Raw genomic sequence first — 26010 nt, 5'->3', positions numbered from 1 at the left:
AATTATGCACCAATAAAAGCTTTAATGGCATCAATCAAACTATATATACCGAGGAACGTACAAACCGCAGCGACGATGCCACCGATAATATTTGCCTTCACAGAGTTTCCGAATTCACCGAGACGCTTTTTGTTATTCATAATGACAAGAAGCGTAATGACGATCACCGGGAGTAAAATGCCGTTCAGCGCTTGTGCAAACAATAAGACGTCGAGCGGGTTAAATCCAAGACCTGAACAAACGATACCGATAATCATAACTGTTGCGAAGACCGTTTTGAAACGTTTATCCTTCATGCCGTTTTCCCATTTCAAAACACTGCTTACCGTCATGGCCGCGCCAAGCGGGGAAGCGAGTGCTGAAGAGAATCCAGCTGCAAACAGTCCTAGACTCATAAACATTTTCGCCCATTGACCAAAAATGGGTTCCAATTGAATAGATAGGTCTGCAGCGCTTGAAACTTCAAGACCTTGAATCATCGCACCAGCGGTAATTAAAATCGCCGCTGTAATCAGTCCGCCGATACTGATGGAGACAATTGTATCAATACGCGCTTCTTTCAGGTCAGATGGTTTATTCCAACGTTGTTGCACCATTGAGGAATGTAAAAATAAATTATAGGGCACAACAGTCGTCCCGATCAACGCAATGACCATAATGATCGAACCGCTTGGGATTGTTGGAATGAATGCCCCTTGGAACACTTCGCTAATATTCGGCTTTGCGACGAACATTGTCGTAATGAACGTCAAACTCATAATGGCAATCAATGCGACCATGACCCGTTCAATCAATTTATAACTACCGCTTAATCCAAGGAACAAAATAACGATGCCTACAATTGGACCAAGCACATTTGGCGAAATGCCCGTCAGTGTTGAAATGCCAAGTGATGTTCCGAGCAAATCACCGGCCATATAAGCCGCACACCCGACACTAATTGCAATCATTACAAGCCACATGGAACCATATTTTAATATCGGATTGGAAAATTGATCACGAACGGCTTCACCTAAACCTTTTCGCGTAATAATGCCGAGACGTGCTGTCATTTCTTGCAATACGATTGTGGCGATAATTGAAAAGACGACCGCCCAAAGGATCGCAAAACCATAAGAAGCACCTGCTCGAGTGGCAGTGGTGACGGTCCCGGGGCCAATAAATGAAGCGGTAATGATAGCCCCTGGACCGATTACTTTTATTCTATCTAGTAATGATTTTTTCTCTGTAACTTGGATGTTCTCAATTTCAACATTCGTCATTGTAGTGCACCTCTCATTCTAACGTTTGTAATATTTTGACTATTATAAGCGGATGAAACCGACAAAGATTTCATCGTGTGTATGGCTCTGTTTTCCAGCTGATTCATTCTAAATAGTTATAGATCGTTTGCTTTGAAACGCCGAGCACTTTGGCGATACGGTCCGCAGAGCCTTGAATGAGGAAAGCGCCTCTCTCTTCTAACTTCTGGACAAAACGAATGCGCTCATTTCGTGACATCTCCGAAATAGGAACTCCAATTTCCAGCGTCACTGAACTGATTAAATGGTGAAAGACTTCATCGATGTTCTTCGCATAGGATTCATCCAGATGAACTCCATTTTCCTCTGCATCGTGTACAGTAGTGAATTCTTTAATGATTTGGTTAACCATCGAAAAAGCAGTTATATCGAAGTTGATGCCCAAATACCCGATAACTTCGCCTTCATCGTTTCGAATGAAAGAAAGGGAGGTTTTCACCGTTTTCCCGTCTGTCGTTCTTGTCGTAAATCCAAGCTTGTCTTTCACTTCATTGCCTTGTTGGCGTAATTGTTTCAAAATCACTTCGGTTGTAGGGGCACCTAATGCTCGACCTGTCACGTTTCCTTGAATATAAACAAGGGAAGATTGAACGTTGCGTAGATCATGAATGACGACTTCACAATTGCTGCCAAAAGTCGCATAAATCATATCAGCTATCGGTTCGTATCGTTTCAATATACTATTATTTTCTTCGTGTAAACCTGCCATTGTTATCACCATTTTTTTAGTTTCTTATGTAAGCGCTTTAATAGCACTTTGCATAGAAGTCTTCAACCCACAGGAAGGGTTGAAGACTTATGAAAATTACGGGAAAGTGAATTACGAGTTTTGTTGTTTGTGTGCAATTTCACCAGCGAGTGCATATAACACAACTGTTGAAACGAAGTGTGCTGAGTTTTGGTTCGGATCTTGTTGTGGATAAATTTCCACGAAATCCATTCCGATAACTCCTTGCTTACAAATTTCGTAGACAAGCGTAAGTAGCTCATATGAAGTGAGACCGTTGCCGTCAACTGGACCGCCAGGGTTGAACGCAAAGTCTAGCACGTCACTGCAAATACTTAAGTAGACACAGTCTACATCTTTACTTGCCATTGCATAGAGTTCCCCTGCAAGTGCCTTTAAGTCTTTCGCATTTCGAATATCGTTAATCGTTACGGTAACAGCGCCAGCTTCCTTCGCATTACGTCCAGCTTCCGGCATATTTCTTGGTCCGTGAATCCCTGTATGAATAATGCTCTCATTGCGCACGCCTTCTTGCTCATATAGACGGGCAAACGGGCTGCACCGTGCATATTGATCGCCGTTATGAGAAGGGAGGTTGTCGTAGTGAGCGTCAAGATGAATGATGCCGACTTTTTTACCTGTTTCAGCAAGCGCTTTCACGATTGGGAAAGTAACACCATGATCGCCGCCCAAGCCAATTAGGAATTTTTTACTTTTCCATAGATCGCTCGAAAATTTTGTAATACGATTCATTGTTTCATCTACATCTGCGGGTACGACATCGATGTCACCGATATCTCCGATCTTCATATGTTCGAACACATCAATATGATCAAGTTCCGGTAAATAACCGCTATAACGAGCAGATGTCAAGCGCATCACTTTCGGACCAAGTTCACAACCTGTGTAATCGCCCCATGTAACGGCGCCTTCCCATGGAATTCCGTATACTACTGCATCTATATTTTCAAATGATTTAGTAGCAGAGATATTTTCCGCTCCTAAAAAGGTAGGTGTGTTACCGTAAAGAATTTCAGTCATGTAAGTCAATCCCTTTCGATGTGTTTTGAAATTTTGTCAACTTCTTGATTGAATCGTACTGGTTTTTTGAAATAAAGTCAAACGTTTTTTAAATAAATTAAAAGTGTGTAAGAGAAGGTAATCATCAGTGAGACTGGAGCACATAGATATGTCACTAAGGGACAAAGTAAGTTAAGGGGCAAGTACTGCTAAACAATAGCACTTGCCTATAACATACGAGGGAGTGAAATAAATGGCTAATAATAACAAACGCAAACGTGACGATCACGACACCGGGAAAACAAGTGTAGGTGCTTTTACTGGGGATACGATGGCTTCTGCTCTTGATCCATTTGGTTCGGCTGCTGCTGGTGTTTCCGGTTCCTCTGACAAAACGATGGAGAATAAAGCAGGGGAAAGTACCGTAGATAACGATAAACAAGGCTCCAAAACAAGAAATCAAAATGAATAACATCAATTCAGAATTGTTTCGGTGCCTGTGCAAGGTGCAATTATGACAATTCATCAAAGTTTATAAAAATACGACAGGAAGCCCGCCAAATATTGATATGGAGGGCTTCCTGTTTACTCTTTATGCAATTGTAGTGTATTGTCTGAAAAGTGTCTTGCACAGGCACCGGTTACGACAATGTTGGAAACGTAATGAACATTTGCCCTTCGCTATTGATAACCTCGATGATCTCATTATCAAAGAGGTAAGGGGTGTCATTTTGATCTTGTGGTTTTACTTTTTCATACATGTTTCTTACTGATAAAACCGGGAATGTTACAGGTATGAAACGCCCTTTATGCAAGACTTTCATATTGCCCATTAAGAACAACTCTTTGCTGGACGCTGCGAAACTTAAGTGGCCGACTTTCTTATTTGAGCTTCCCGATACTAATGTAATGTTTTGCGACAATGAAATAATGCACAAAATGAAATCATTAATTACTTCGTGAGGCAGTTTTTCCAAACCTTGTTCAATGAATAAAGCGTTGAAGCCATTCCGAATTTCTTTGAAGGAAAACATATTCTCGATCTTTTTCTTTTTTCCTTTACCGAGGTTGTTAATAATGTCTTGGCAATCGTCGAAAAATGCTTTTACATAACCCGAATAATTTTCCCTTTGGACAATAAAATCTCCGAGTTCCTTTATCACTTTACTATCTTGCGCTTTTTCCTTTACAAAAAGTAAAAAGCTCATCACATCTTTTTCATCGAAATTCCTCTCCGCAAACTTACTGTAATAGTAATCAAAAAGTTGATGTTCTTTTTTATCCATAGCTCTTCACTCCTTGAGAACATTATGTATTTGTGTTCCTATATACACATCAATTTCTCAATCATACCACGGAATCTTTTTTGAAGAATATTATTTTCAATTAGGAAAATATATTACTTAAAATAAAAATGTTGCACAAGGGAAACATTCGGCATATAATAGCACTATTATCAGGATCATAATGAGTAAGGAGAATAAATATGATGGAATATTTTTTAGGGCTGAGTCCAGTCTACCAAGCATTGATCGCCACCTTGTTCACGTGGGGGATGACTGCTGTCGGGGCTGCCTTGGTCTTTACAACGAAGAAAGTCAATCAGAAGTTGATGGATGGAATGTTGGGATTTGCGGGTGGTGTTATGATAGCGGCAAGTTTTTGGTCGCTGCTTTCGCCTGCCATTGAAATGGCCGAGCAAAATAGTTCGTTTCCATCATGGTTCCCAGCAGCTATCGGCTTTTTACTGGGTGGTATTTTTCTGTGGGTAGCAAATAAGGTCATTCCTCATTTGCACCCTAGCTCCCCGATGAAAGACGCGGAGGGCATCAATCCTGCGAGCAGACGGCGCAGTACGCTACTTGTTTTCGCCATTACATTGCACAATATACCTGAAGGTCTTGCGGTTGGTGTCGCCTTTGGGGCAGTGGCAGCAGGCATGCCATCGGCTACAATAGCTGCCGCAATTGCTTTGGCTGTTGGGATCGGAATCCAGAACCTTCCGGAGGGGACAGCTGTGTCGATGCCATTGCGGAGAGACGGGATGTCTCGCCGGAAAAGTTTCTTCTATGGACAGTTTTCAGGAGCGGTTGAACCGATTTCAGCTGTAATCGGTGTTCTTGCGGTCACGACGATGCAGCCCCTTCTTCCATTTGCATTAAGCTTTGCAGCGGGAGCTATGATTTTTGTCGTCGTGGAAGAAGTCGTTCCAGGCTCGCAGGAAAATGGCAATAAAAATCTAGCTTCGATGTGCCTCATGTTAGGTTTTACAGTAATGATGATACTTGATGTCGCTTTTGGATAAAGGGATAAAGGAAACAGGCTACTTCATTTATTTTGAAGTAGCCTGTTTCCATTGCTATATACTTTTTGTCGGTTATCCAATATTAATAATGAATCATATGCGCAAACACAACGAAAACGCCGCCAATAATGATGAAGATCAGAACTAATGGCCAAATGAATTTAACCCATTTTTCATAAGAGATACCGGTTGTAGCAAGATAGGCCATCATCGTTGAGCCCGTCGGAAAAATTAAGTTCGTAAATCCGTCACCTAAATGAAATGAGAGAACGGTCGTTTGTCTAGTGATCCCGACTAAGTCACCTAAAGGAATCATAATCGGCATTGTGACCGCTGCTTGGCCGGAACCCGAATTAATGAAAAAGTTAATGACGTTTTGAACAATGTATATACTAATCACCTTAATGGAATCCGGCATGAACATGATGATATTGGAAAGACCATAGACGAGTGAGTCAATGATGTTGCCCTCTTCCAATACGACTGGAATGGCCCGGGCGATTCCAACAATCAATGCACCGAGTGTGACGGCTTTAGCGCCTTCCACAAATTCTTCAGCAATCCGAGTCGAACCAAATCTTGCAAATAACCCTGAAAGTATCCCCATTGCCAAGAATAGGGCAGCCATCTGTTCGATATACCAACCTCTTGTCGAGACACCCCAGATGAGTGTACCAATCCCAGAAATGAATATAAGTATGACTAAAAAGTGTTTGATGTGAAATTTGGAGGACTGAACGAAATCTGAGCCCTCGCCTTTTGCATTTTGCTCGAGTTCGAAGACCAAGCTTTTTGCAGGATCCAACTTCACTAATTTTGCATAACGAATGATATAGATACTCGCAACAACTAAAAGGACGACTAAGAGTACTGCTCGTAACCACATGCCCGAATAGATCGGGAGTCCCGCAATTTGTTGCGCAACGCCGACCGTAAATGGATTCATTAATCCGGCAATAAATCCGCAAAAGACACCGACGAGTACTATAGCCATACCGGTTAAGGCGTCATATTTTAAAGATCTGGCAAGGGCAACGACGAGCGGTACTAATCCTAATGCTTCAATCGACATGCCGACTGTCGCACCGAAAATCGAAAACAGCGTTAACAACAATGGAATAATGAGGATTTCTCGCTTACCCAATTTCGTCGTGATGGACCCGATAATCGCATCAAAAGCTCCAGTTGATGTAATAATTCGAAACGAACCGCCGACGACAAATATGAATAAAATGATTCCACTGGATTCATTCAATCCTTTGATAATCAAACTTGGAATTTCAAGAATGCTAACGGGAGCCTTCTGGACATCATGGAACGAGCCTTCTTGTACGACCATCCTTCCACTTAACGGGTCTTCCACACGATCAAATTCGCCGGCTGGGATAATATACGTGAGAACTGCCGCGACTAAAACAATGATAAACATTAAGGCAAATACATGGGGTACTTTAAAAAAAGTTTTTACCGATTTCTTTTCCGTGTTCACTTAGAAACCCCTTTTCTAAGACTTTCTGCATATTCACCAAGTGCATGGATTACATGACAAGTACAATGAATTCCATTCAAAAAATAATCGATCGCGATATTTTCATTCGGAGAATGGTTTCTTTGATCGAAATTTGCATAAGGCATGATAATCGATGGGACCTCTAATATTTTGGTCCATACATAATCAGGTAGTGAACTGCCAAGGCTCGGTTGAATCAGTGGTTCTTGTTCGTAAGCTAGACGAACCGCTTTTGTAACAATTTCAACAACCTCGAGATCCGCAGAAGTTCTTGACGGTTCCATAGCTGAGATAAATTTCACTTCAATGTCCGGGTCATGTTTTTGGACATGCTGACAGATTTTGTTGAAAATGTCCATCGGGTCTTGATCAATGACGAGCCGAACATCCATTTTCACTGTAGCAGTTGCCGGAATAATCGTCTTCATACCTTCTCCTGTATAGCCGCTTTGTAACCCGTTTATATTAAACGTTGGCTCCATTGTCAATTTGTGATAATATGTTTCGCCGTCCATTTGCAAATGAGGGTACCCGATTTTTTGCCCAATGTCTTCCGCGTCAAAAGGCAATTTTTGAATCAATTCTTTCTCGCGCGCAGAAGGCGGGAGGATATGATCATAAAATCCTTCTATCAACACTTGTCCCTCATCATTACACATTGTTTTTAATAAATTGATGAGCTTCCAAGCAGGGTTCGGAACAATATTCCCTGTATTCCCCGAATGATTATCCCATTCAGCTTCTTTTGCTTCTAGTTCAAGGTCGAGCGATCCTCTCGCGCCCAATAAAATGAGCGGAGCGCCACTATTATGTGAAGAACCGTCAGCTGTATAGACAAGATCTGCTTTTAAAAGTTCTCGATGCTTTTTCACAAAAGAAGCTAAATGAGGACTCCCGTTTTCTTCTTCTCCTTCAAATATAAATTTGATATTAATAGGTAAGTCTCCGAAACAATCTATATACGTTTTAATACCCAGAAGTTGGGCCATAAGCTGCCCTTTGTTATCTCCTGCGCCCCGGCAAAAGATTTTTCCATTACGGATCGTAGGTTCAAAAGGAGGGGACAGCCATTCGTCAATCGGCTCGGGAGGCTGTACATCATAGTGGCCATAAATGAGCAACGTGAAGAAGTTTTCATCCCTCATCATTTCCCCGAAAACAACTGGATGGCCATCCGTTTCCATAATTCTTGCCGCAATGCCGAGCTCTCCCATCATCTCCTTGAGCAATTGTGCACATTCGGTAATCCCATCATTTTGAGTGCTAATGCTTTTTTGACGTAAAAGGGTAAATAGTTGCTCGATATATGCATCTTGATTGTTTTCAATGATTTCCCGGAGAGTATTTAGGGGCATCGCAAAACCCTACTTTCTATATATATTTACATAACATGTTTTTTAGATGAAGATACTATATCATCCTAAAGCGTTACTGTATAGAAAATCAAAATCATAAAGCCCAGAATCAGCAAGTTTAATTCTAGGTTTTTTTCTCGCTAATTATTATAAAAATCTAATAATAGTAATGTGAATGTAATGTTATTGTAAAGCGAAATTAATAATTATTATGCTAAAGTTAGCAGAGTAAAATACAACAATAGATAAAAAAAGAGCAGTTGGGGTGGAAAATGAGAAAACGATTGATTCAAACATTGCTAGCAGTGTTTCTAATTAGTTCAATACCTTTTATATCATCAACTAAAGTAAGTGCGGCAACGCCGGATGAGATTGCAACCTTTGCCGAAAAGTTTTATGGCACTCCTTATAAGTTTGGAGGTACAACGCCAAGCGGTTTTGATTGTTCCGGATACATACAATATGTCTTTAACAATTTTAACATCAGTGTACCAAGAACATCGGAAGATCAGTTTAAAGTCGGGACTTCAATAAGCAAAGAAAATTTGAAGCCTGGGGATCTTGTGTTTTTTGCAAATACATATAAAAAAGGCATTTCGCACACGGGAATCTACTTAGGGAATAACAAATTCATCTCGGCAAAGAGCAGAGGTGTGCTGAAAGCAAATTTGAAAACAGACCCTTACTGGGCTCCGAAATATGCCGGTGCAAAACGTGTTACAACAAATATTAAAGTTGCTTTTGACCCTGTACAGGTAAAACAGGATGAACAGATGAGTGAAGTATTTAAAGACTTATCGGTTAAACATCCTGCTTATGAGGCAATCATCGCATTACACGAAATTGGCGTAATAAACGGTTATGAAGATTCCACATTCAAACCTGAAAGGTCCATTACACGTGGACAAGCAGCTGCAATGATAAACCGTAAACTTAAGTTAAAAGCATCGACTCAAGTAACATTTACAGACGTTAAACCAAATCACCAATACGCAGCTGACATTGCGGCTTTGAATGAAGCAGGAATTTTCCAAGGGTATGAAACTGGGGAATTTGGCATTAACGACAAACTTACTCGCGCACATCTTGCTGCAATTGTAGATCGAGCATTTGACCTTCAAGGAAAAATTGGTGGGGAAGTACAGGTTGCAAGCAAATACACTGACGTACCATCAAGTCACTGGGCTGCAGATGTAATCCATGCTTTAAAGACGTTAGATCAGACAACAGTCTTCCAAACAACCGAATTCAATATTGGCAAGGAAGCGACACGCGCCGAGTTCTCTGCTGCCATTTATAGTGCGATTTCAGCTAAATAAAATTGTTCATTACAACTAAGACACCTATCTATTCATTAGATGGGTGTCTTTTTTCGGCCTTACGACTAGATTCTTTGTAAATTGATGTTGAAAGGAGTTTGTAAGAAGATGCTCACTTTAAGATTAAATTATTTTCATTCGGGAAAGTTACAATCGAATGAAAAAAATCGGGAGGTGAGTCCATGAATACAAAATACGAAGAGTGTCTCAAAGCAATCTTGGACTGTCTAGAGGCATGCAATACCTGTTACGATGCTTGCTTGAAAGAAGAAAATGTTAAGATGATGGCTGAATGTATTCGGTTGGACCGTGAATGCGCCGATATTTGTGCATTCGCTGCGCAAGCGATAACGCGAAATAGCCCATTCATTAATCAAATCTTAGAGCTCTGTGCAGAAATCTGTGATCGCTGCGCGGACGAATGTGCCAAACATAATCACGACCATTGCCAACGCTGTGCCGAGTCTTGCCGTAAGTGCGCCGACGCATGCCGACAAATGATAGGTTAAGCGACATGGGGAAAACGTATTCAACAATGAAGCTATTCGAAGGATCTGTTTCTTGGAATAGCTTCATTTCTATGTCAGTAACCATTACTGCTCTCGGGAAGCTGATGTTGCTAAGAATCGAATAAAGTCAATATAAAACAGGTGGAGAAAAAACACGTATTTTTCTCCACCTGTATTTTTTATGGACTGATTGGACAGCCCAAAACGGGATCCTAGGCAATCTTGTTTTGACAAGAACTGAAATGTAGTATGCACATTATGATTAACTTTTTCATAATAAAACTTTATAAAAATTAATCGTACTCATCTTGCTGATTAATTGTGAACAATCGAGATAATTACTTTGTCACAATAAGATTAAAGGTCATAATTTAGCCAAACATTGGACAAAAAGATGTCGCTGATTAGTCATCTATTCTTCATAGACAATGCGTAAACATAAGGTAGAATTGTATACTCCATGAAGATCATCAATCATGTTGGTTGTATTTAAATACTATTTTTTAGAAAATATTTAGAAGGAGTGTGCTTGAAATGGATCCGATTATTTTAGCAAGAATCCAATTTGCTTCAACAACAATATTTCATTACCTTTTCGTGCCACTTTCAATTGGTCTCGCATTAACAATTGCAATTATGCAAACAATTTATCACCGAACGGGCGATGAAAAGTATAAAAAACTGACGAAGTTTTGGGGTAAATTATTTCTCATTAACTTTGCAGTCGGTGTCGTAACAGGAATTTTACAAGAGTTTCAGTTCGGTATGAACTGGTCAACCTATTCAAGGTTCGTTGGAGATGTCTTTGGTCCATCACTTGCAATCGAAGGACTGCTCGCTTTCTTTATGGAGTCCACATTCATTGGATTATGGGTGTTCGGATGGAATCGTTTGCCAAAACGAATTCATTTACTATCTATTTGGCTCGTTCTGTTTGGAACTGTTCTTTCTGCATTTTGGATTTTAACAGCCAATTCATTTATGCATCACCCAGTTGGCTTTGAATATTTTGAAGGCAGAGCACAAATGAATGATTTCCTCGCATTATTAACAAACCCGCAATTATGGGTTCAGTTCCCACATGTTTTATTTTCTGCTTTTGCAACAGGGGCTTTTTTCGTGGCAGGCGTAAGTGCGTGGAAAATTCGAAAGAGACAACAAGTGGATATGTTCAAAAAATCTTTTCAGATTTCCATTATCATTGCCACGGTATCAACAATTGTCGTTCTTCTTGTCGGTCATCAACAAGCAGTGCATTTACTGACGACACAGCCTATGAAAATGGCGGCCGCGGAAGCTTTATGGGAAGACAGCCCAGATCCGGCACCGTTTACAGTCGTTGCAAAAATAAATCCTGATGAAAAAACAACGACTAATGAAATACAAATCCCTTATATGTTAAGCGTCTTGTCGTTCAATAAATTTAGTGGGCAAGTTGAAGGGATGAATACGATCCAAGAGCATTATGAAGAAAAGTATGGGCCTGGAAACTATATTCCACCTGTTCGAACAGTCTTTTGGAGCTTCCGTACAATGGTGGTTGCTGGCACGATCATGCTTCTTCTCGGAGTACTCGGCTGGTATGTATCAAGGAAAAATAGGCTCGAACAAAGTCCATTACTCATGAAAGTAATGGTGTATGCTATTTCATTACCGTTTATCGCTAACTCTGTCGGTTGGCTTATGACGGAAATGGGTCGTCAGCCTTGGGTCGTCTTCGGTGTCATGAAAACAGAAGATGCTGTATCTCCAAATGTAACAGCGGGGCAAGTTCTATTCTCGCTAATTTCATTTTCAACTTTGTATGCGATTTTAGCGGGGGTGGCGATTTACTTATACGTCCGCACAATTAAGCAAGAAGAAAATCAAGAAGAAACGGTTGAGGTTGACGCTGTTGACCCGTTCGGTAAGGAGGAGGATTATATTTGGAACTAAGTGAGTTATGGTTTTTATTGATCGCTTTTATGTTCACTTTATTCTTCGTACTTGAAGGATTTGACTTTGGTGTCGGAACGGTTGCCAAGTATCTGGGACGCGACGATTATGAAAAACGCGTCTATTTAAACTCTATCGGTCCTTTTTGGGATGCCAATGAAGTGTGGCTCATTTCAGCGGGCGCCGCGATGTTTGCGGCATTTCCGCATTGGTATGCAACGCTGTTTAGTGGTTTTTATATTGCCTTTGTGTTTATGCTGCTGGCGTTAATTTTACGCGGTGTCGCTTTTGAATTTAGAGGAAAGGTAGATCATCCCATTTGGAAAAATGTGTGGGATTGGGCCCTCTTCTTCGGAAGTGCTGTTCCCCCGTTTCTTTGGGGGGTGGCATTGACGAATTTCATGACAGGTGTCCCAATCGATGAGCATAAAGAGATGATCGGTGGATTTCTACAATTGCTTCATCCATTTGCCTTGCTCGGCGGTGTGATGTTTACGCTTCTTTGTATCGTGCATGGATTGCAATTTATCACACTTCGAACAGAAGGCGAATTACAAGAACGTGCAAGAGTTGCATCATCGAGGTTTGCACCCGCTGTGCTACTTGCCTTACTTGCTTTTGCCGCAGTCGGACTTTGGAAAACAGATATTTTCACTGCACACGGAACAGGATGGATTGCGCTGCCACTTCTAGCTTGGGTTACTTTGCTCCTCTCAAGCATATTCAATAAAAAGAAGAGGGAAAGTTTCTCATTTTTAATGACGACCATTACAATCATTGCGTTAACCGCAAGTGTTTTCATCGGACTGTTTCCTCGTGTCATGATTAGTACGCTTGGCGCAGCAAATGATTTAACGGTCTATAATGCGTCATCGGGAGACTATTCATTAAAAGTGATGAGTTATATTTCGTTAACGCTAATTCCTTTCGTATTAGCTTACCAAGGATGGAGCTATTACGTATTTCGTGAACGTCTTAAAGGGAAGGACCAGTTGGAGTATTAATGGAAAGAAAAAAAGGACTACCATCTTACCCAGGCAGCCGTTCTCTCTATATGACCCTGACGATCTTCATTTTTTTAGAAGCGTGTGCAATCGTCCTTCAAGCCATTTTCCTCGGACGAAGTGTGACATTTTTATTCCAAGGGGCGTCTGTTCAAACAATCTGGAAAGACCTACTATTATTCCTCGTGTTTTTTGTCATGCGTCATATCTTGTCCCACGTCCAGCAACTGTTCGCGGAGCGCTTTGCAGTTCGAACGACGAAAGCGTTACGCGAACAACTTACCGCCTCCTATTTTAAGCTCGGTCCTAGATTTGCACAGACAAACGGAACAGGAAGACTTGTTACGCTTGCGATTGAAGGGATTGAACAAGTTAAAACTTATTTGGAAATTACGATCCCGCGCATGATTCGGACATTTATCATCCCGGCGGTACTTGCGATTTATATTTTTACACTCGACAAAGTATCATCCATCATTTTAGTCGCGACTGTCCCAATCATTATCATTTTCATGATTTTACTCGGGATGGCGGCGCAAAAGATGGCGGACAGACAGTATAAAACCTATCGTGTTTTATCGAATCACTTCATCGATACGTTAAAAGGATTGGAAACGCTAACCTATTTAGGAGTAAGCGAAAGGCATGAAGGGAAAATTGCACGTGTCAGCAAACGATACCGAAAAGCGACGATGAAAACCCTTCGCATTGCATTTCTTTCGTCGTTTGCACTCGATTTCTTTACGAGTTTGTCCATCGCATTCGTTGCGGTTGGACTTGGTTTTCGCCTCATCGACGGTGCGATGATCCTTCTTCCGGCTTTAACGATTCTTATTTTAGCACCTGAATACTTCTTGCCGATCCGACAAGTTGGAACCGACTATCATGCGACGTTGGACGGACAAATTGCTTTAGAACAAATAGAGTCCATCATCAAAGAACATCAGAATACAACTCTTCCTGAGATGAACTCCAAAATCGAATGGGGACCCATGAGCAAGATTGCATTTCATGAAGTAACGGTGAGTCAAGACGACGAAGAAAAAATGATCTTAAATAAACTACAATTTTCGTGGGAAGGTAATGGAACAATTGGGATTGTAGGAGAGTCGGGTGCTGGGAAGTCAACATTCATCGATATTATTGCAGGTTTTTTACAGCCGACAAGTGGACTCATTGAAGTGAATCTAGAAGAAACCCCCTCGCTCATGCGAACGGATTGGACAAGTCAGATTGCCTATATCCCGCAGCATCCCTATATTTTCCCGACTTCGATTAAAGAAAATATTCGATTCTACGAACCGACTGCTACTGATGAGGAAGTTGAGCAGGTCATCGATGAAACAGGTCTTCGCTCTCTCGTTGAACAATTGCCTAAGAAAATGGATTCCCATATTGGTGAGGGGGGTCGTTCGTTAAGCGGCGGTCAAGAACAACGAATTGCGATGGCCCGCGCGTTGGTAAGTAAACGACCTATTATTGTTCTCGATGAACCAACAGCACATCTTGACATTGAGACAGAATATGAGTTGAAACAGTCGATGCTTCGCCTTTTTGAAGGGAAACTTGTCTTTCTTGCGACACATCGAATTCATTGGATGAAGGAAATGGATCATGTCGTTGTATTAAAAGAGGGAAGTCTTGTCGAAAGTGGTACGCATGATGAATTAATTCGGAAACAAGGTATGTATACAGAACTGATTAGACATAACCGGGGGAGGGGAGGAACGCTGTGAATACATGGATTACCCCTTATATGAAACAACATAAAGGAAGGATGCTGCTTGCCGTACTATTGGGCGTGCTTGGCGTCGCTTCCAGTGTGATGTTATTGTTCATATCGGGTTATTTGATTTCAAAATCAGCCCTTCGCCCGGAAAATATTATGATCGTCTACGTTCCCATTGTGGCGGTACGGGCGTTTAGTATAAGCCAGGCGGTCATGCGTTATTTGGAACGCCTCGTTGGACATGATGTCATACTGCGTATTTTGGAGAAAATGCGTACACGACTGTACCGTGTTCTAGAGCCGCAGGCATTATTATTACAAGCGCGTTATAAAACGGGCGACTTATTGAGTATGTTGTCAGAGGACATCGAGCATTTGCAAGATTTCTATTTACGAACTGTTTTTCCGAGTATTTTATCGCTTTTCGTTTATGGTACGTTAATTGGCGTACTTGGTTTATTTGACTGGGTATTTGCCCTCATGATGGCGCTCGTGTTAGCGGTTATTGTATTCTTGATTCCTTCTATTTCGTTAATTGTCACACGGCGTAAATATATCGCGTTAAAACAAGGGCGCAATCAATTATACGCGCAATTAACCGATGCCGTTTTCGGCTTATCGGATTGGATTGCAAGCGGACGAATTGAAACCTTTTTAACAGATTATAAAGCCGATGAACAAGGATTATTAGAAATAGAGAAGAAAATGAAGCGTTGGCAACATTTGCGAAGTGGTGTGGTTCAACTTGTCATCGGCATTGCAGTGATCTCGATGATTGTTTGGGCAGGCAACCAAGCGGAGACAGGGCAAATAGAACCAACTGTAATTGCAGCTTTTACATTAATGATGTTAGCAATTACCGATGCCCTTTCACCGGCTTCTGAAGCGATTGAACGAATCCCTGCATATGAAGAATCTCTTCGCCGTTTATACGAGGTTGAAAATGTCGATAATCTCCCTAGCACTCCGCAGCCGGCAGCAGCTATTCGCGAAGCAAACGGACCAGCGATTGAAATAAGAAATGTATCCTATCGTTATCCCGAAAGCAAGGAAGATGTCATAAGTGGTATATCTTTAACGATTGACAGCGGAAAGAAAGTTGCCGTTCTAGGTCGTAGCGGTACGGGCAAATCAACGCTGTTAAAACTCTTATCAGGCGCACTTCAGCCGACAGCAGGAAATATTTTCATCAACGGTGAAAAAGCAAGCCAAAGCTTGCTAGCCAAATCAATTTCAATTTTGAATCAAAAATCACATCTTTTTGATACAACGGTTGAAAACAATATTCGGATCGGACGCCCGGAAGCAACAGAGGAAGATGTTTTAGAAGTTGCTGGACAAGCACAATTAACGAAATTACTCGCTTCAATCCGAACAGGATTGAAAACGCCGATGGAAGAAATGGGGCATCGATTTTCAGGCGGTGAACGTCAACGAATTGCATTAGCCCGCGTCCTTTTACAACAAACGCCGATTGTTATTTTTGATGAACCAACGATTGGACTTGATCCGAAAACAGAACATGACCTACTGCAAACAATGTTCTATGCAGCTAAAGATAAGACAGTCATTTGGGTGACACATCATTTAGCGGGCATCGAACAAATGGATGAAATCATCTTTCTGGAAGATGGGAACATCGCCTTACAAGGAGATCATGAAGAGTTGCTAGCGACTTCCGCAAAATACCGTGCGTTGTATGAAATGGATCAAGGGACTTAAAGATATGGAAATGAAATAAAAGAGAAGCCAAAGAAAGCAACGAAAAATAGTTGTCATTCTTTGGTTTCTTTGCTGTTTACGACCTAAGATTACGCTAGGCGTGGTCTGTATATTCCATATGAATTTAGATCATTTTGTCACGTAAAAGCCAATTCGGAACGACTCTTATGTAAATAAGTGAACCGATCAGCTCCACGATTGTTTGGGTGACAATGATGGCTACAACTAACGTGCTCACACTTTCGTGCAATGCTAATGCGAGTGGAAGGACGACGAGCGAATTACGTATTGATCCACTAAAAATCAGTGCGCGGCCGGTTTTAATCTCAAGGTCGAATAGCTTCGCAACGAACCGGGAGATAGCAGGCATGATAATCATAAAAGCGATATAGATAGGAATTACTTTTAGTAGGAAATCGATAGATGCAGATAATTTTCCTATTTGAGAAGCCACAATAACAAATAAGGTAAGGGCCATGAACGGAACTGGAAGCCATGCTGAGAGCTCGATGACGCTTGCTCCGGCTTTAGATTTTTTTGCGTATAACTGAATTAGAATAGCAACCCCTAGCGGAATGACGATAAGTCCGAAAAACGCTTCGATAAACGGCCCGGCTTCCACTATTCCAAGCGCATCCCTTCCCATAAACAACCACAAATACAAAGGTAAGAGGAGCATCTGCGTTACGAAAAGAATAGGTGTTGCCATCAGTAATAGCTTTTCATTGCCACGACCTAAAGAAGTGAACACGATAACATAGTCAATGCAGGGGGTTAGCAATACTAAATAAACCCCGAGCAGCAATGGTGGATAGTCAGGCAAAAACTTTGACAGCAGCCAAACGACAATAGGCACAGCTATGTAGTTAACCGTTAGTAAAGCTCCGATAAAACGGCGATTTGTAAATGGGTTTCTCAAGGAAGCGAAAGGAATTTGAGAAAACATACTATACATTAATATAGCTATGACTACAGAAATCGTCACATCCAATCGTCCTGCGAAATCCGGCCTGAATAATCCGAACCCGGCTGCAATCAAAAGAACAATTGCATATAAACTAATTTGTGTTTCTTCCAATTTATCTCTCGTAATCATTTCATCCTCCAGTAAAGCGATCATCTCTCGATGAGTATTTCTGTACTCACACTATAATAGCATGCCAACAAGCATGGACGGTTCATTTCACCGTTCATGCTTTTTCGATTTCGGGAAAAACCTATAGGAAACTGTTCTTACGTGTAACCGAATGACGCTGTGTCAAATGACATTCGGATTGAATAACATGAAGAATGAATGGAAAGGTGAACTTGAGCACCGAGGGATTCAGGGGACCTATGACAATCCGCTGTAAAGGGGAGTATTATGCCTATTGAAGAAACAATCAGTCTACATGATTTGTTTAGAGTATTAAAAAGGCGGTCCGTATTCATTATTAGTACGGCCCTATTCGCAGTGATACTAACTGGAATAATAAGCTACTTATTCTTGACACCTATATACCAAGCGTCAACACAAATCCTCATCAATCAGAAGCAGACCGAACAACTCCAAGTTAATGCGCAGGATATTCAGACGAATATTCAACTCATTAATACATATACCGTCATTATCAAAAGCCCCGCAATCCTTTCAAAAGTCATTGAAATTCTGGACTTGGATACAACTCCGGCTTTACTTGAAAAAAAGATAAAGGTCGAAACTACACAAGACTCCCAAGTGATTAAAATTAGTGTGAACGATCGGGAACATTATCGATCGGTAGATATAGCCAATACAATTGTAGAAGTTCTTCAAGAGGAAATCCAAATACTTATGAACGTTAATAACATTTACATTCTCTCTCCGGCTGTCTATCTCGAGAATCCATTGCCTGCTAAGCCAAATCCGTTACTTAATATGACAATCGCGGCTGTCTGTGGATTGATGATAGGAGTTGGAATGGCGTTCCTTCGGCATTATTTGGATATGACCGTTAAAACAGAGCGGGATGTTGAAGAATTATTAGGATTTCCGGTTATTGGGGTTGTAAGTCCGATTACAGAAGTGGATGCGAGTAAAATAAAAGGGTTATTCGGTCGTATATGGAGAAGGGGAGGATAGGATGTTCAAGAAGAAAAAGAAAAAGAAAAACGGACGAACAGCGTCACGTAAGCTTGTTACGAGAGATGCTCCTAAGTCAATCACGTTAGAGCAATTCCGAATGATTCGAGAGAATATTAATTTTTTGCGGCCGGACAAAAAGTTAAAGACTCTTCTTTTCACTTCTTCATCTTCTGGGGAAGGGAAGTCGACATTGGCAGCAAACGTCGCCATTGTTTTCGCGCAAGCTGGGAAGAGAGTACTTCTAGTTGATGCGGATATGAGAAAACCTACGGTGCATTATACGTTTAAATCGACAACTTCTCCTGGTCTATCCTATTTATTAACAAGACAAAGAGGTTTGGACGAGGTGGTGAAAAGAACCCAGATCAAAGGGCTAGAACTTGTTACTTGTGGGAAGATGCCGATAAACCCCGCTGAACTCCTTGGTTCAAAAGCGATGGATGATCTGATCATTGAAATGAAAGCGAAGTATGACGTGATTATCATCGACGCACCTCCAATACTTTTAGTTGTGGACTCCCAAATTCTTTCAAATAAATGTGATGGAACAATCTTAGTCGTCAGTTCTGGAAAAACCGAGAAAAACAGTGTGATAAGGGCGAAGGGATTGTTGGAAACTTCTAAAGCTAATGTTTTAGGAGTCATTTTGAACAATTATAAAATTGAAAAAGGAGATTACTATTACAACTACGATGGTGCAAAAGAATAATCGGACGCGTCACTTTTTACTCTTTTATGGCTAGGAAGGGGGGAGACAAATGATTGACGTACACTGCCATATCTTGTTTGGTGTGGACGATGGACCGAAAACAATAGAGGATACAATACGTATTGTGGAAAAAGCAGCACTGGAAGGAATTACGGACATGATTGCAACACCACATGCATTCAGTCCTCATTACCATGTCCCGAAAGAAGAAATCCAAGCTCAAATTCGACTTCTTACTGATTGCTTGCGGGCAGGGGGGTATCCAGTCAATCTCCACACAGGACAGGAAGTGCGGCTTCATCCCCAAGTCATAGAAAAAATAATGAAGCGTGAAGTGATGACGCTAGCAGAATCACGTTATCTATTACTTGAACTGCCGTCACAATCTATTCCGCTCTATACAGTAAGTGTCATACAATCGATGATTGAAAACGGCGTCTTGCCAATTATTGCACACCCCGAACGGAACAGGGCCATTGCTGAGAAACCTGCCCGACTCGAACAGTTAATACGGCATGGTGCGTTTGCACAGGTGAATGCTGGGAGCCTAGCAGGACATTTCGGGAAACGTGTTCAAAGACTTTCAATTCAACTTGTCGAAGCGAATCTAATTCATACATATGGATCGGATGTTCATGATACAAAATCGAGACCATTATTGTTCAATGAAGGACTTAGCTATCTAGAAAAAAAGAAAAAACACGATAGCATTGACATCCTACTAGAGAACAACAAACGTATTTTAACAGACGAACCATTCATCATTCTAGAGCCGGAAATTCCGGTAACAAAAAAATGGTGGAAACGAATCAACTAGAATCCAGTTCAGAACTTAGGAGTGGGGGCCCTCGTGTTAATCAGAATGAGAATGAGAACGAGTATATTAGCAATTGTCGATTCTCTAATTGTCTTATTTTCAATCTTTGTCGGGTATTTCATCTTGCATCCGTACATCAATGTGTTCACAAACAAAATGCTCTTCATAAGTGTTGTCACAATCCAAATTGGACATCACTTCTTCGCTTGGAAGTACGGGCTCTATAGGAAAGACTGGTCCTATGCATCAACTGGAGAGTTGTATTCGATTTTGAAGGCAGTCACAATGACGATTACAGTTGTCATGATTGTTCAAATTGTCCTTATGCAAGAAGTATCCTTCAGGGCACTCTTTCTCACATGGATGTTACATATTCTTTTAATCGGCGGATCGAGGTTTTCTTTTCGACTTATGCGTGAGACGGTCAACCGACAAAAGAATATCGAAACAACTCGCATAATGATCGTCGGGGCTGGCCAGGCAGGGACAATGATAGCTCGCCAAGTCCTTCAGAACCCCGAATCAGGGATGAAACCCGTACTGTTCGTTGACGATAATCGCTCTAAAATTGGATTAGAGATTTATGGATTGAAAGTCGTGAGCGGTACAAAAGATATTCCGAAACTAGTAAAAGAATATAATATTGAAAAGATCGTCATAGCGATTCCTTCCCTTTCAAAACAGGCAATGGTGGATCTGTTTAAAATCTGTGTTGAAACCGGTGTGAAGACAATGACAATACCGCGCATCGAGGACTTGATGACAGGAAAAGTTTCTGTCACTGACATGCGCGACGTGAAAATAGAAGATCTCCTCGGTAGAGAAGAAGTTGAGCTCGATTTGAAAGCAATCGAAGAAAAGCTTGCAAATAAAACAATTCTCGTCACCGGAGCGGGAGGGTCAATAGGATCGGAAATTTGTCGGCAAGTGAGTAAATTCAAGCCTAAAAGTATCATACTTTTAGGCCATGGTGAAAACTCAATTTACAACATAGATATGGAATTACGAAAGAGTGTGGATGTTCCTACAAAAATCATCCCAGTAATTGCTGATATTAAAGACCGGATGAGGATTTTTGAAGTAGTCAGTGAGTTCAAACCAGATGTCATCTATCATGCAGCAGCATATAAACATGTCCCTTTAATGGAAGAAAACCCAACGGAAGCCGTCAAAAACAACATATATGGCACGAAAAATATCGCTGAAGCGGCAGACATATTTTCCGTCTCGTATTTTGTCATGGTTTCTACCGACAAGGCGGTAAACCCGACGAATGTCATGGGAGCGTCGAAACGTTTTGCCGAGATGATTGTGCAGAACATCGCGAAAGAAAGTAAGACGAAGTTTGCAGCGGTGCGTTTTGGCAATGTGTTAGGGTCTCGCGGCAGTGTAGTCCCGCTGTTTAAAGAGCAAATTAAGCAAGGCGGTCCAGTTACTGTCACGGATCCTGAAATGACAAGATATTTTATGACAATACCCGAAGCTTCTCAACTTGTCATTCAGGCTGGTACGCTCGCGATGGAGGGGGAAGTGTTTGTTCTCGACATGGGCGAACCGGTTAAAATAGTCGACTTGGCGAAAAACTTAATTAAACTGTCGGGGTATCGTGAAGATGAAATCGGGATTATTTTTACTGGAATTCGTCCAGGTGAAAAACTTTTTGAAGAGCTGTTGAATGAAAATGAAATTCAAAATGATCAAATCTTCCCTAAGATCTATGTCGGAAGGTCAGCACCGATGAGCGAGAAGGAAATGGACGCCGTGCTCGAGAACCTGTTGGAAATTCCGGTAGATGAATTGAAGAAGGTGTTAATTGACTTAGCAAACCGTAAAACGTCTGAAGCTTAAAGGGATATGACAGCATACAGGATACGTGGAGTTTTTATTCGACGATACGAGGGAGAGTATTATGAATTCAAACAAAATGATTCCCATCCTTCTCGGTATCGCTTTAAGCTTTACTACCTTTACGAAAATAAGGTTTATTGGACCTATAGGAATAGGCGAACTGTTATTACTACTAACGGCAGTACTGTTGATCATTCAAGTGGCCAAAAACCAAAAGATCTATGTAACTAAAAAAAGCATTAAACTTGTTACTCTTTTATATTCATTTTTACTATTGGCTTTCATTTCAAATTTGTGCGGTGCGCTCAAAGGAACAATTGAACTAATAGACTTTAGGGATACAATTGCATATTTACTTCCAATCGGAATCATCATTTTAGTAGTACATTTACCCGATTACCAAGACGTATTAAAAAAAGCCGCTCTTTCTTTTTACAATTACTCGCAAGCATATATTTATTTTTGCTTACTGTATTTATTGATCATTGATAAATTCTTCTTTATAGACTTCTTTTATTATTACTCAACAAGATTTAGTGGCCTTTCACTTAACCCCAATCAATTAGCTCTACTAACCCTCATCCTACCAAATATCTCTTTATATTTAATGAGCAAAAAAAAAATATCGATTCCTATAGGCATTCTAAACATCGTGGCAGTTGTCTGGATTGGATTAAAGATTGAAAGTGATGCACTCGTTTTAGCTTGGATTCTATCATTTTTTATTTATAGTTACGCTATGTTCATCAAAAAGATAAAATTTGAAACTCTCTTTAAGGTAATCGTAAATATATTCTTGCTTTCATTTCTTGTCAGTATGCTGAAAATAGCGTTAGACATCTCTAAAAATGTTTCAAATTCATTTAATGAAGTAAGCAATCAATCGTCTATTCGATTTATCTTATGGGAAAACGGAATAAAAGCATTCACGGGATCACCGTTAATTGGGAACGGAACGAAATCACAATCCGGACTAACCTCACCATTTGAAGGGTTTGAAGCACATAATACGGTAATTGATTTACTTTCAATGTTAGGTCTTATTGGATTAATAGTTATCCTATTCCTATTCTTATGGGCGATTAGTAACTCCAGAAAAAATTTGTACTACCTTCTTTTATTACTTCAAGTATTCATTTTCTCTAATTTTCATAATGTCATGAGGCAACCGATTATTTGGTTTGTCCTATTTCTTCTATTGTTAACGAATCATAAACAGGAATTGATTCGATCCAGTGTAGGGAGCAAAATCGGCTAGAGCTTTTCCTATTTGCTTGGGGAGGGATGGTTTAGTAATGTGCGGCTTTCATGGTGTTTTAACGAAATCAAGCGCTGAAATACAACTTCATGATAACGATGTTTTTGAAGCGAATTCTAAAAAAATTGCTTTTAACGGCAAAATATACAATGCGCAAGCACTCAAAAAGAAATTAGAAGAAAATAATCATCAATTTAAAACCAATTCGGATTCTGAACTAATCCTTAACGTGTATGAAGAATACGGTGAAGACTTTATGAATTATTTGCATGGAACGTTTGCGATAGCCATCTGGGATGTACGTAACAAAGAATTAGTAATGGTGAGAGATCGAGTAGGGAAAAAACCGTACTATTATTACAATGGGCTTGATCAGTTGCTATTTGGATCCGAACTGAAAAAGATAATAGCTCGCAATGAACAAGAAATCAATTACGAAGCCGTAGAGAATTTTTTGCGTTTTTATTATATCCCGCAGCCGATGACAATATTTCAGAATGTCTATCAAGTAATGCCAGGGCATTCTATCAAATATTCCCTGGAAAACGATACGTTAACAATAAAAAAGTATTGGGATATAAACCCGGATGCTACCGAAGTAGATGGACCTTATCAATCCATGCAACAACGAGTAAGAGAGACATTGACTAGCTCTGTCCGAGAGCGTATGGAGAGCGGTGAATCAGCAAGTGCTTTTTTAAGCGGAGGCATTGATTCGAGTATTGTTGTAGGTTTGATGGCTGAACAGTCAACGAGGCCCGTAAATACATTTACGATTGGATATAAGAACCTTAAACAATATGATGAGTCGGCTTTAGCAAAGACTGTCTCCAAACTGCATCATACCAATCATCATGAACTTTTTATCGAATTTGATGATCTACATGAAGTGATCGAAACAATCATTGGAAACATGGAAGAGCCCTTTGCCGATTCTTCCGCGATACCAACTTACTACGTTTCCCGGCTAACTAAACAGCATACGTCTGTCGCTTTAAGCGGTGACGGTGGGGATGAATTATTCGCTGGATACAATAAATACACGAGTGTCTATTACCAGCAACTGTATTCGAAATTACCAAAGATGATCAGAGAGAAGCTCATTGAAGCTCCATTACAGTTGATTCCGGAAGACAAACGAAATCCTATTACTGCATTTGCTACGAAAGCAAAAAAGTTTACGAGAAGCGCTAATACCGAAACGTTTCAAATGCATGTTAAATTGATGGAATCATACGGCCAAGACGAGATTTCCAGATTAGTTAAACATAAATCATTCAACAAGTTTAATGTAGATGAACAGTTATCTGACTACTTTTTTTATTTAAATACGAATGAGTCAGTGAACCGGATGATGTATACAGACTTCAAGTTCGCTTTGCCAAATGACATGTTAGTCAAGACTGACCGAATGAGCAAAATAAATGGGCTGGAAATACGATCACCTTTTCTCGACCATAAAGTAGTGGAATTAGCGTATGAAATCCCTTTGAAATATAAAATGCGTCGTGCAAACGGAAAAATCATATTGAAAGAGACGTTTTCAGACCTGCTCCCCGATAAAATACTAACTGCTAAAAAGAGGGGATTTGAGATCCCATTAGCTGAATGGTTCAAGACCGAACTAAAAGAGTTGGTCGTCTCCTCTTTGACGAAAGAAAAAGTAGAAAAAGCAAATCTCGTTCATTTCCCCGCCGTTCAAACAATCATTGAAGAACATATGAAGAGCAAAAAAAATCATGCAAACCTTATATGGAGTTTAATTGTTTTACACAAATGGCATGAAAACTTCCTTAGAAATGTTGAGGGAGGGAAAAAATGAAAATATTGATTACGGGTTCTTCCGGTTTTATTGGCTATCATTTATCAGAAAAACTGTTGTCAATGGGCCATCAAGTCATAGGTTTCGACGACATGAACGATTATTACGAACCTTCGTTAAAGGAAGCACGTTTAGGAAAACTCATTCCTCATAAATGCTTCAAGTTTTATCATGCTGATTTGGTAGACCGAGAGAAAGTTCAAACGGTATTCAGAGAAAATGAAATCGATATCGTTGTAAATTTAGCTGCGCAAGCGGGCGTGAGATACAGTATTGAAAATCCATATGTCTATATCGACTCGAATGTTGTCGGCTTTATCAATGTGTTGGAAATGTGTCGTCAACATCATGTGAAGCAGTTAATATATGCATCATCCAGCTCAGTTTACGGCGCCAATACGACATTACCATTCTCTGTGCATGATACGGTCGATCATCCTCTTAGTTTGTATGCGGCGACAAAGAAAGCGAATGAACTGATGGCACATACGTATAGCAGCCTATATAAGTTACCGACGACCGGTCTTCGCTTCTTTACGGTATACGGACCATGGGGGCGCCCAGATATGGCTCTCTTCAAGTTTACGAAAAACATTATTGAAGGTAAGCCGATCGATATATTTAACAATGGAAAAATGATGCGCGACTTCACGTACGTAGATGATATTGTTGAGTCCATTTCCCGGCTTCTGCATAAACCCGCAACGCCGAATCCGAATTGGTCCGGGAAAAATCCGGATCCCGGCACAAGCTATGCCCCTTACAAAGTATACAACATTGGAAATAATAGCCCTGTGAACTTGATGGACTTCATTTCTGCGATTGAAGAAAAGCTAGGAAAAGTAGCGGTGAAGAACTTCATGCCATTGCAGGAGGGGGATGTTCCGGCCACTTATGCAAATGTCGATGACTTGTATCAAGAAATCGGTTTCAAACCAAAGACATCCATTAAAGATGGTGTCGGCAAATTTGTCGACTGGTATTTGGCGTATTATCAAATAACGTTGTGAAAGGGT

General features: G+C 40.6%; 22 protein-coding genes. 15 read left to right on the top strand and 7 right to left on the bottom strand.

Going from position 1 to position 26010, the window contains the following annotated elements:
- Positions 1-2: 2 nt before the first annotated feature.
- From NIT04_RS12995 to NIT04_RS12985, 3 genes are all read right to left on the bottom strand, one after another.
- Positions 3-1262, bottom strand: coding sequence for an Nramp family divalent metal transporter (locus NIT04_RS12995; protein WP_252503993.1), 1260 nt, complete (start codon positions 1260-1262; stop codon positions 3-5).
- A 103-nt stretch (positions 1263-1365) separates the two neighbouring features.
- Positions 1366-2022 carry a transcriptional regulator gene (locus tag NIT04_RS12990; RefSeq protein WP_252503992.1) on the bottom strand — a complete coding sequence of 219 codons (657 nt, stop codon included), beginning with the start codon at positions 2020-2022 and terminating at the stop codon, positions 1366-1368.
- Positions 2023-2121: 99 nt separating this feature from the next.
- Positions 2122-3069: an agmatinase family protein gene (locus NIT04_RS12985; protein WP_252503991.1), complete on the bottom strand. Its 948-nt coding sequence runs from the start codon at positions 3067-3069 to the stop codon at positions 2122-2124.
- A gap of 232 nt (positions 3070-3301) precedes the next feature.
- On the opposite strand from NIT04_RS12985, the gene NIT04_RS12980 reads away from it, so the two are divergent.
- Positions 3302-3520 (top strand): hypothetical protein, encoded by a 219-nt coding sequence (locus NIT04_RS12980; protein WP_252503990.1) that lies wholly within the window; start codon positions 3302-3304, stop codon positions 3518-3520.
- A gap of 169 nt (positions 3521-3689) precedes the next feature.
- Here NIT04_RS12980 and NIT04_RS12975 read toward each other — a convergent pair whose 3' ends face one another.
- Positions 3690-4334, bottom strand: coding sequence for a hypothetical protein (locus tag NIT04_RS12975; RefSeq protein WP_252503989.1), 645 nt, complete (start codon positions 4332-4334; stop codon positions 3690-3692).
- 200 nt (positions 4335-4534) lie between these two features.
- Here NIT04_RS12975 and NIT04_RS12970 point away from each other — a divergent pair, with 200 nt between their 5' ends.
- The gene (locus NIT04_RS12970) at positions 4535-5353 is read left to right on the top strand and encodes a ZIP family metal transporter (RefSeq protein WP_252503988.1); all 819 of its coding nucleotides are present in this window, start codon (positions 4535-4537) and stop codon (positions 5351-5353) included.
- Between the two features lie 82 nt (positions 5354-5435).
- Here NIT04_RS12970 and NIT04_RS12965 read toward each other — a convergent pair whose 3' ends face one another.
- Both NIT04_RS12965 and NIT04_RS12960 read right to left on the bottom strand, forming a co-directional pair.
- On the bottom strand, positions 5436-6842 hold the full coding sequence (locus tag NIT04_RS12965) for a YfcC family protein (RefSeq protein ID WP_252503987.1): 1407 nt from the start codon (positions 6840-6842) through the stop codon (positions 5436-5438).
- Positions 6839-8218 (bottom strand): M20/M25/M40 family metallo-hydrolase, encoded by a 1380-nt coding sequence (locus NIT04_RS12960; RefSeq protein ID WP_252503986.1) that lies wholly within the window; start codon positions 8216-8218, stop codon positions 6839-6841. The genes NIT04_RS12965 and NIT04_RS12960 overlap by 4 nt, the downstream gene beginning before the upstream one ends.
- A gap of 272 nt (positions 8219-8490) precedes the next feature.
- Here NIT04_RS12960 and NIT04_RS12955 point away from each other — a divergent pair, with 272 nt between their 5' ends.
- The 6 genes from NIT04_RS12955 (at position 8491) to cydC (ending at position 16436) form a co-directional block, all read left to right on the top strand.
- On the top strand, positions 8491-9537 hold the full coding sequence (locus NIT04_RS12955; RefSeq protein ID WP_252503985.1) for a C40 family peptidase: 1047 nt from the start codon (positions 8491-8493) through the stop codon (positions 9535-9537).
- A 182-nt stretch (positions 9538-9719) separates the two neighbouring features.
- Complete coding sequence (locus tag NIT04_RS12950) at positions 9720-10046, top strand: four-helix bundle copper-binding protein (protein WP_252503984.1); 327 nt, start codon at positions 9720-9722, stop codon at positions 10044-10046.
- A gap of 534 nt (positions 10047-10580) precedes the next feature.
- Positions 10581-11981: a cytochrome ubiquinol oxidase subunit I gene (locus NIT04_RS12945; RefSeq protein WP_252503983.1), complete on the top strand. Its 1401-nt coding sequence runs from the start codon at positions 10581-10583 to the stop codon at positions 11979-11981.
- A gap of 29 nt (positions 11982-12010) precedes the next feature.
- The gene (gene cydB, locus NIT04_RS12940) at positions 12011-12985 is read left to right on the top strand and encodes a cytochrome d ubiquinol oxidase subunit II (RefSeq protein ID WP_252505106.1); all 975 of its coding nucleotides are present in this window, start codon (positions 12011-12013) and stop codon (positions 12983-12985) included.
- Positions 12985-14721: a thiol reductant ABC exporter subunit CydD gene (gene cydD / locus NIT04_RS12935; RefSeq protein WP_252503982.1), complete on the top strand. Its 1737-nt coding sequence runs from the start codon at positions 12985-12987 to the stop codon at positions 14719-14721. The genes cydB and cydD overlap by 1 nt, the downstream gene beginning before the upstream one ends.
- The gene (cydC, locus tag NIT04_RS12930) at positions 14718-16436 is read left to right on the top strand and encodes a thiol reductant ABC exporter subunit CydC (protein ID WP_252503981.1); all 1719 of its coding nucleotides are present in this window, start codon (positions 14718-14720) and stop codon (positions 16434-16436) included. Before cydD ends, cydC begins: the two co-directional genes overlap by 4 nt.
- A gap of 124 nt (positions 16437-16560) precedes the next feature.
- Here the strand turns inward: cydC and NIT04_RS12925 are convergent, their stop codons facing one another.
- Positions 16561-17532, bottom strand: coding sequence for an arsenic resistance protein (locus tag NIT04_RS12925; protein ID WP_252503980.1), 972 nt, complete (start codon positions 17530-17532; stop codon positions 16561-16563).
- 267 nt (positions 17533-17799) lie between these two features.
- On the opposite strand from NIT04_RS12925, the gene NIT04_RS12920 reads away from it, so the two are divergent.
- From NIT04_RS12920 to NIT04_RS12890, 7 genes are all read left to right on the top strand, one after another.
- Positions 17800-18537 (top strand): YveK family protein, encoded by a 738-nt coding sequence (locus NIT04_RS12920; protein WP_371922545.1) that lies wholly within the window; start codon positions 17800-17802, stop codon positions 18535-18537.
- Position 18538: 1 nt separating this feature from the next.
- Entirely contained in the window at positions 18539-19249 is a 711-nt protein-coding gene (locus NIT04_RS12915; RefSeq protein ID WP_305880107.1) for a CpsD/CapB family tyrosine-protein kinase, read from the top strand.
- 49 nt (positions 19250-19298) lie between these two features.
- Entirely contained in the window at positions 19299-20066 is a 768-nt protein-coding gene (locus NIT04_RS12910; RefSeq protein WP_252503979.1) for a tyrosine-protein phosphatase, read from the top strand.
- Between the two features lie 39 nt (positions 20067-20105).
- Positions 20106-21914, top strand: coding sequence for a nucleoside-diphosphate sugar epimerase/dehydratase (locus NIT04_RS12905; protein ID WP_305880119.1), 1809 nt, complete (start codon positions 20106-20108; stop codon positions 21912-21914).
- Positions 21915-21975: 61 nt separating this feature from the next.
- Positions 21976-23172 (top strand): O-antigen ligase, encoded by a 1197-nt coding sequence (locus NIT04_RS12900; RefSeq protein WP_252503978.1) that lies wholly within the window; start codon positions 21976-21978, stop codon positions 23170-23172.
- 37 nt (positions 23173-23209) lie between these two features.
- Positions 23210-24994 (top strand): asparagine synthase (glutamine-hydrolyzing), encoded by a 1785-nt coding sequence (gene asnB, locus NIT04_RS12895; RefSeq protein WP_252503977.1) that lies wholly within the window; start codon positions 23210-23212, stop codon positions 24992-24994.
- On the top strand, positions 24991-26004 hold the full coding sequence (locus tag NIT04_RS12890) for an NAD-dependent epimerase (RefSeq protein WP_252503976.1): 1014 nt from the start codon (positions 24991-24993) through the stop codon (positions 26002-26004). The genes asnB and NIT04_RS12890 overlap by 4 nt, the downstream gene beginning before the upstream one ends.
- The last annotated feature ends 6 nt before the right edge of the window (positions 26005-26010 follow it).

The sequence above is a fragment of the Sporosarcina sp. Marseille-Q4943 genome (assembly GCF_943736995.1).
Classification (GTDB): Bacteria; Bacillota; Bacilli; order Bacillales_A; family Planococcaceae; genus Sporosarcina.
Note: the sequence above shows the minus strand (reverse complement) of the source record. Positions and strands in the feature narration are given on the sequence as shown.

What these genes read in the sequence shown, in the direction of transcription:
- NIT04_RS12995 (WP_252503993.1), bottom strand. Translation starts at nt 1,262, where the DNA reads ATGACGAATGTTGAAATTGAGAACATCCAAGTTACAGAGAAAAAATCA.
- NIT04_RS12990 (WP_252503992.1), bottom strand. Translation starts at nt 2,022, where the DNA reads ATGGTGATAACAATGGCAGGTTTACACGAAGAAAATAATAGTATATTG.
- NIT04_RS12985 (WP_252503991.1), bottom strand. Translation starts at nt 3,069, where the DNA reads ATGACTGAAATTCTTTACGGTAACACACCTACCTTTTTAGGAGCGGAA.
- NIT04_RS12980 (WP_252503990.1), top strand. Translation starts at nt 3,302, where the DNA reads ATGGCTAATAATAACAAACGCAAACGTGACGATCACGACACCGGGAAA.
- NIT04_RS12975 (WP_252503989.1), bottom strand. Translation starts at nt 4,334, where the DNA reads ATGGATAAAAAAGAACATCAACTTTTTGATTACTATTACAGTAAGTTT.
- NIT04_RS12970 (WP_252503988.1), top strand. Translation starts at nt 4,535, where the DNA reads ATGATGGAATATTTTTTAGGGCTGAGTCCAGTCTACCAAGCATTGATC.
- NIT04_RS12960 (WP_252503986.1), bottom strand. Translation starts at nt 8,218, where the DNA reads ATGCCCCTAAATACTCTCCGGGAAATCATTGAAAACAATCAAGATGCA.
- NIT04_RS12955 (WP_252503985.1), top strand. Translation starts at nt 8,491, where the DNA reads ATGAGAAAACGATTGATTCAAACATTGCTAGCAGTGTTTCTAATTAGT.
- NIT04_RS12950 (WP_252503984.1), top strand. Translation starts at nt 9,720, where the DNA reads ATGAATACAAAATACGAAGAGTGTCTCAAAGCAATCTTGGACTGTCTA.
- NIT04_RS12945 (WP_252503983.1), top strand. Translation starts at nt 10,581, where the DNA reads ATGGATCCGATTATTTTAGCAAGAATCCAATTTGCTTCAACAACAATA.
- cydB (WP_252505106.1), top strand. Translation starts at nt 12,011, where the DNA reads ATGTTCACTTTATTCTTCGTACTTGAAGGATTTGACTTTGGTGTCGGA.
- cydD (WP_252503982.1), top strand. Translation starts at nt 12,985, where the DNA reads ATGGAAAGAAAAAAAGGACTACCATCTTACCCAGGCAGCCGTTCTCTC.
- NIT04_RS12925 (WP_252503980.1), bottom strand. Translation starts at nt 17,532, where the DNA reads ATGATTACGAGAGATAAATTGGAAGAAACACAAATTAGTTTATATGCA.
- NIT04_RS12920 (WP_371922545.1), top strand. Translation starts at nt 17,800, where the DNA reads ATGCCTATTGAAGAAACAATCAGTCTACATGATTTGTTTAGAGTATTA.
- NIT04_RS12915 (WP_305880107.1), top strand. Translation starts at nt 18,539, where the DNA reads ATGTTCAAGAAGAAAAAGAAAAAGAAAAACGGACGAACAGCGTCACGT.
- NIT04_RS12910 (WP_252503979.1), top strand. Translation starts at nt 19,299, where the DNA reads ATGATTGACGTACACTGCCATATCTTGTTTGGTGTGGACGATGGACCG.
- NIT04_RS12900 (WP_252503978.1), top strand. Translation starts at nt 21,976, where the DNA reads ATGAATTCAAACAAAATGATTCCCATCCTTCTCGGTATCGCTTTAAGC.
- asnB (WP_252503977.1), top strand. Translation starts at nt 23,210, where the DNA reads ATGTGCGGCTTTCATGGTGTTTTAACGAAATCAAGCGCTGAAATACAA.
- NIT04_RS12890 (WP_252503976.1), top strand. Translation starts at nt 24,991, where the DNA reads ATGAAAATATTGATTACGGGTTCTTCCGGTTTTATTGGCTATCATTTA.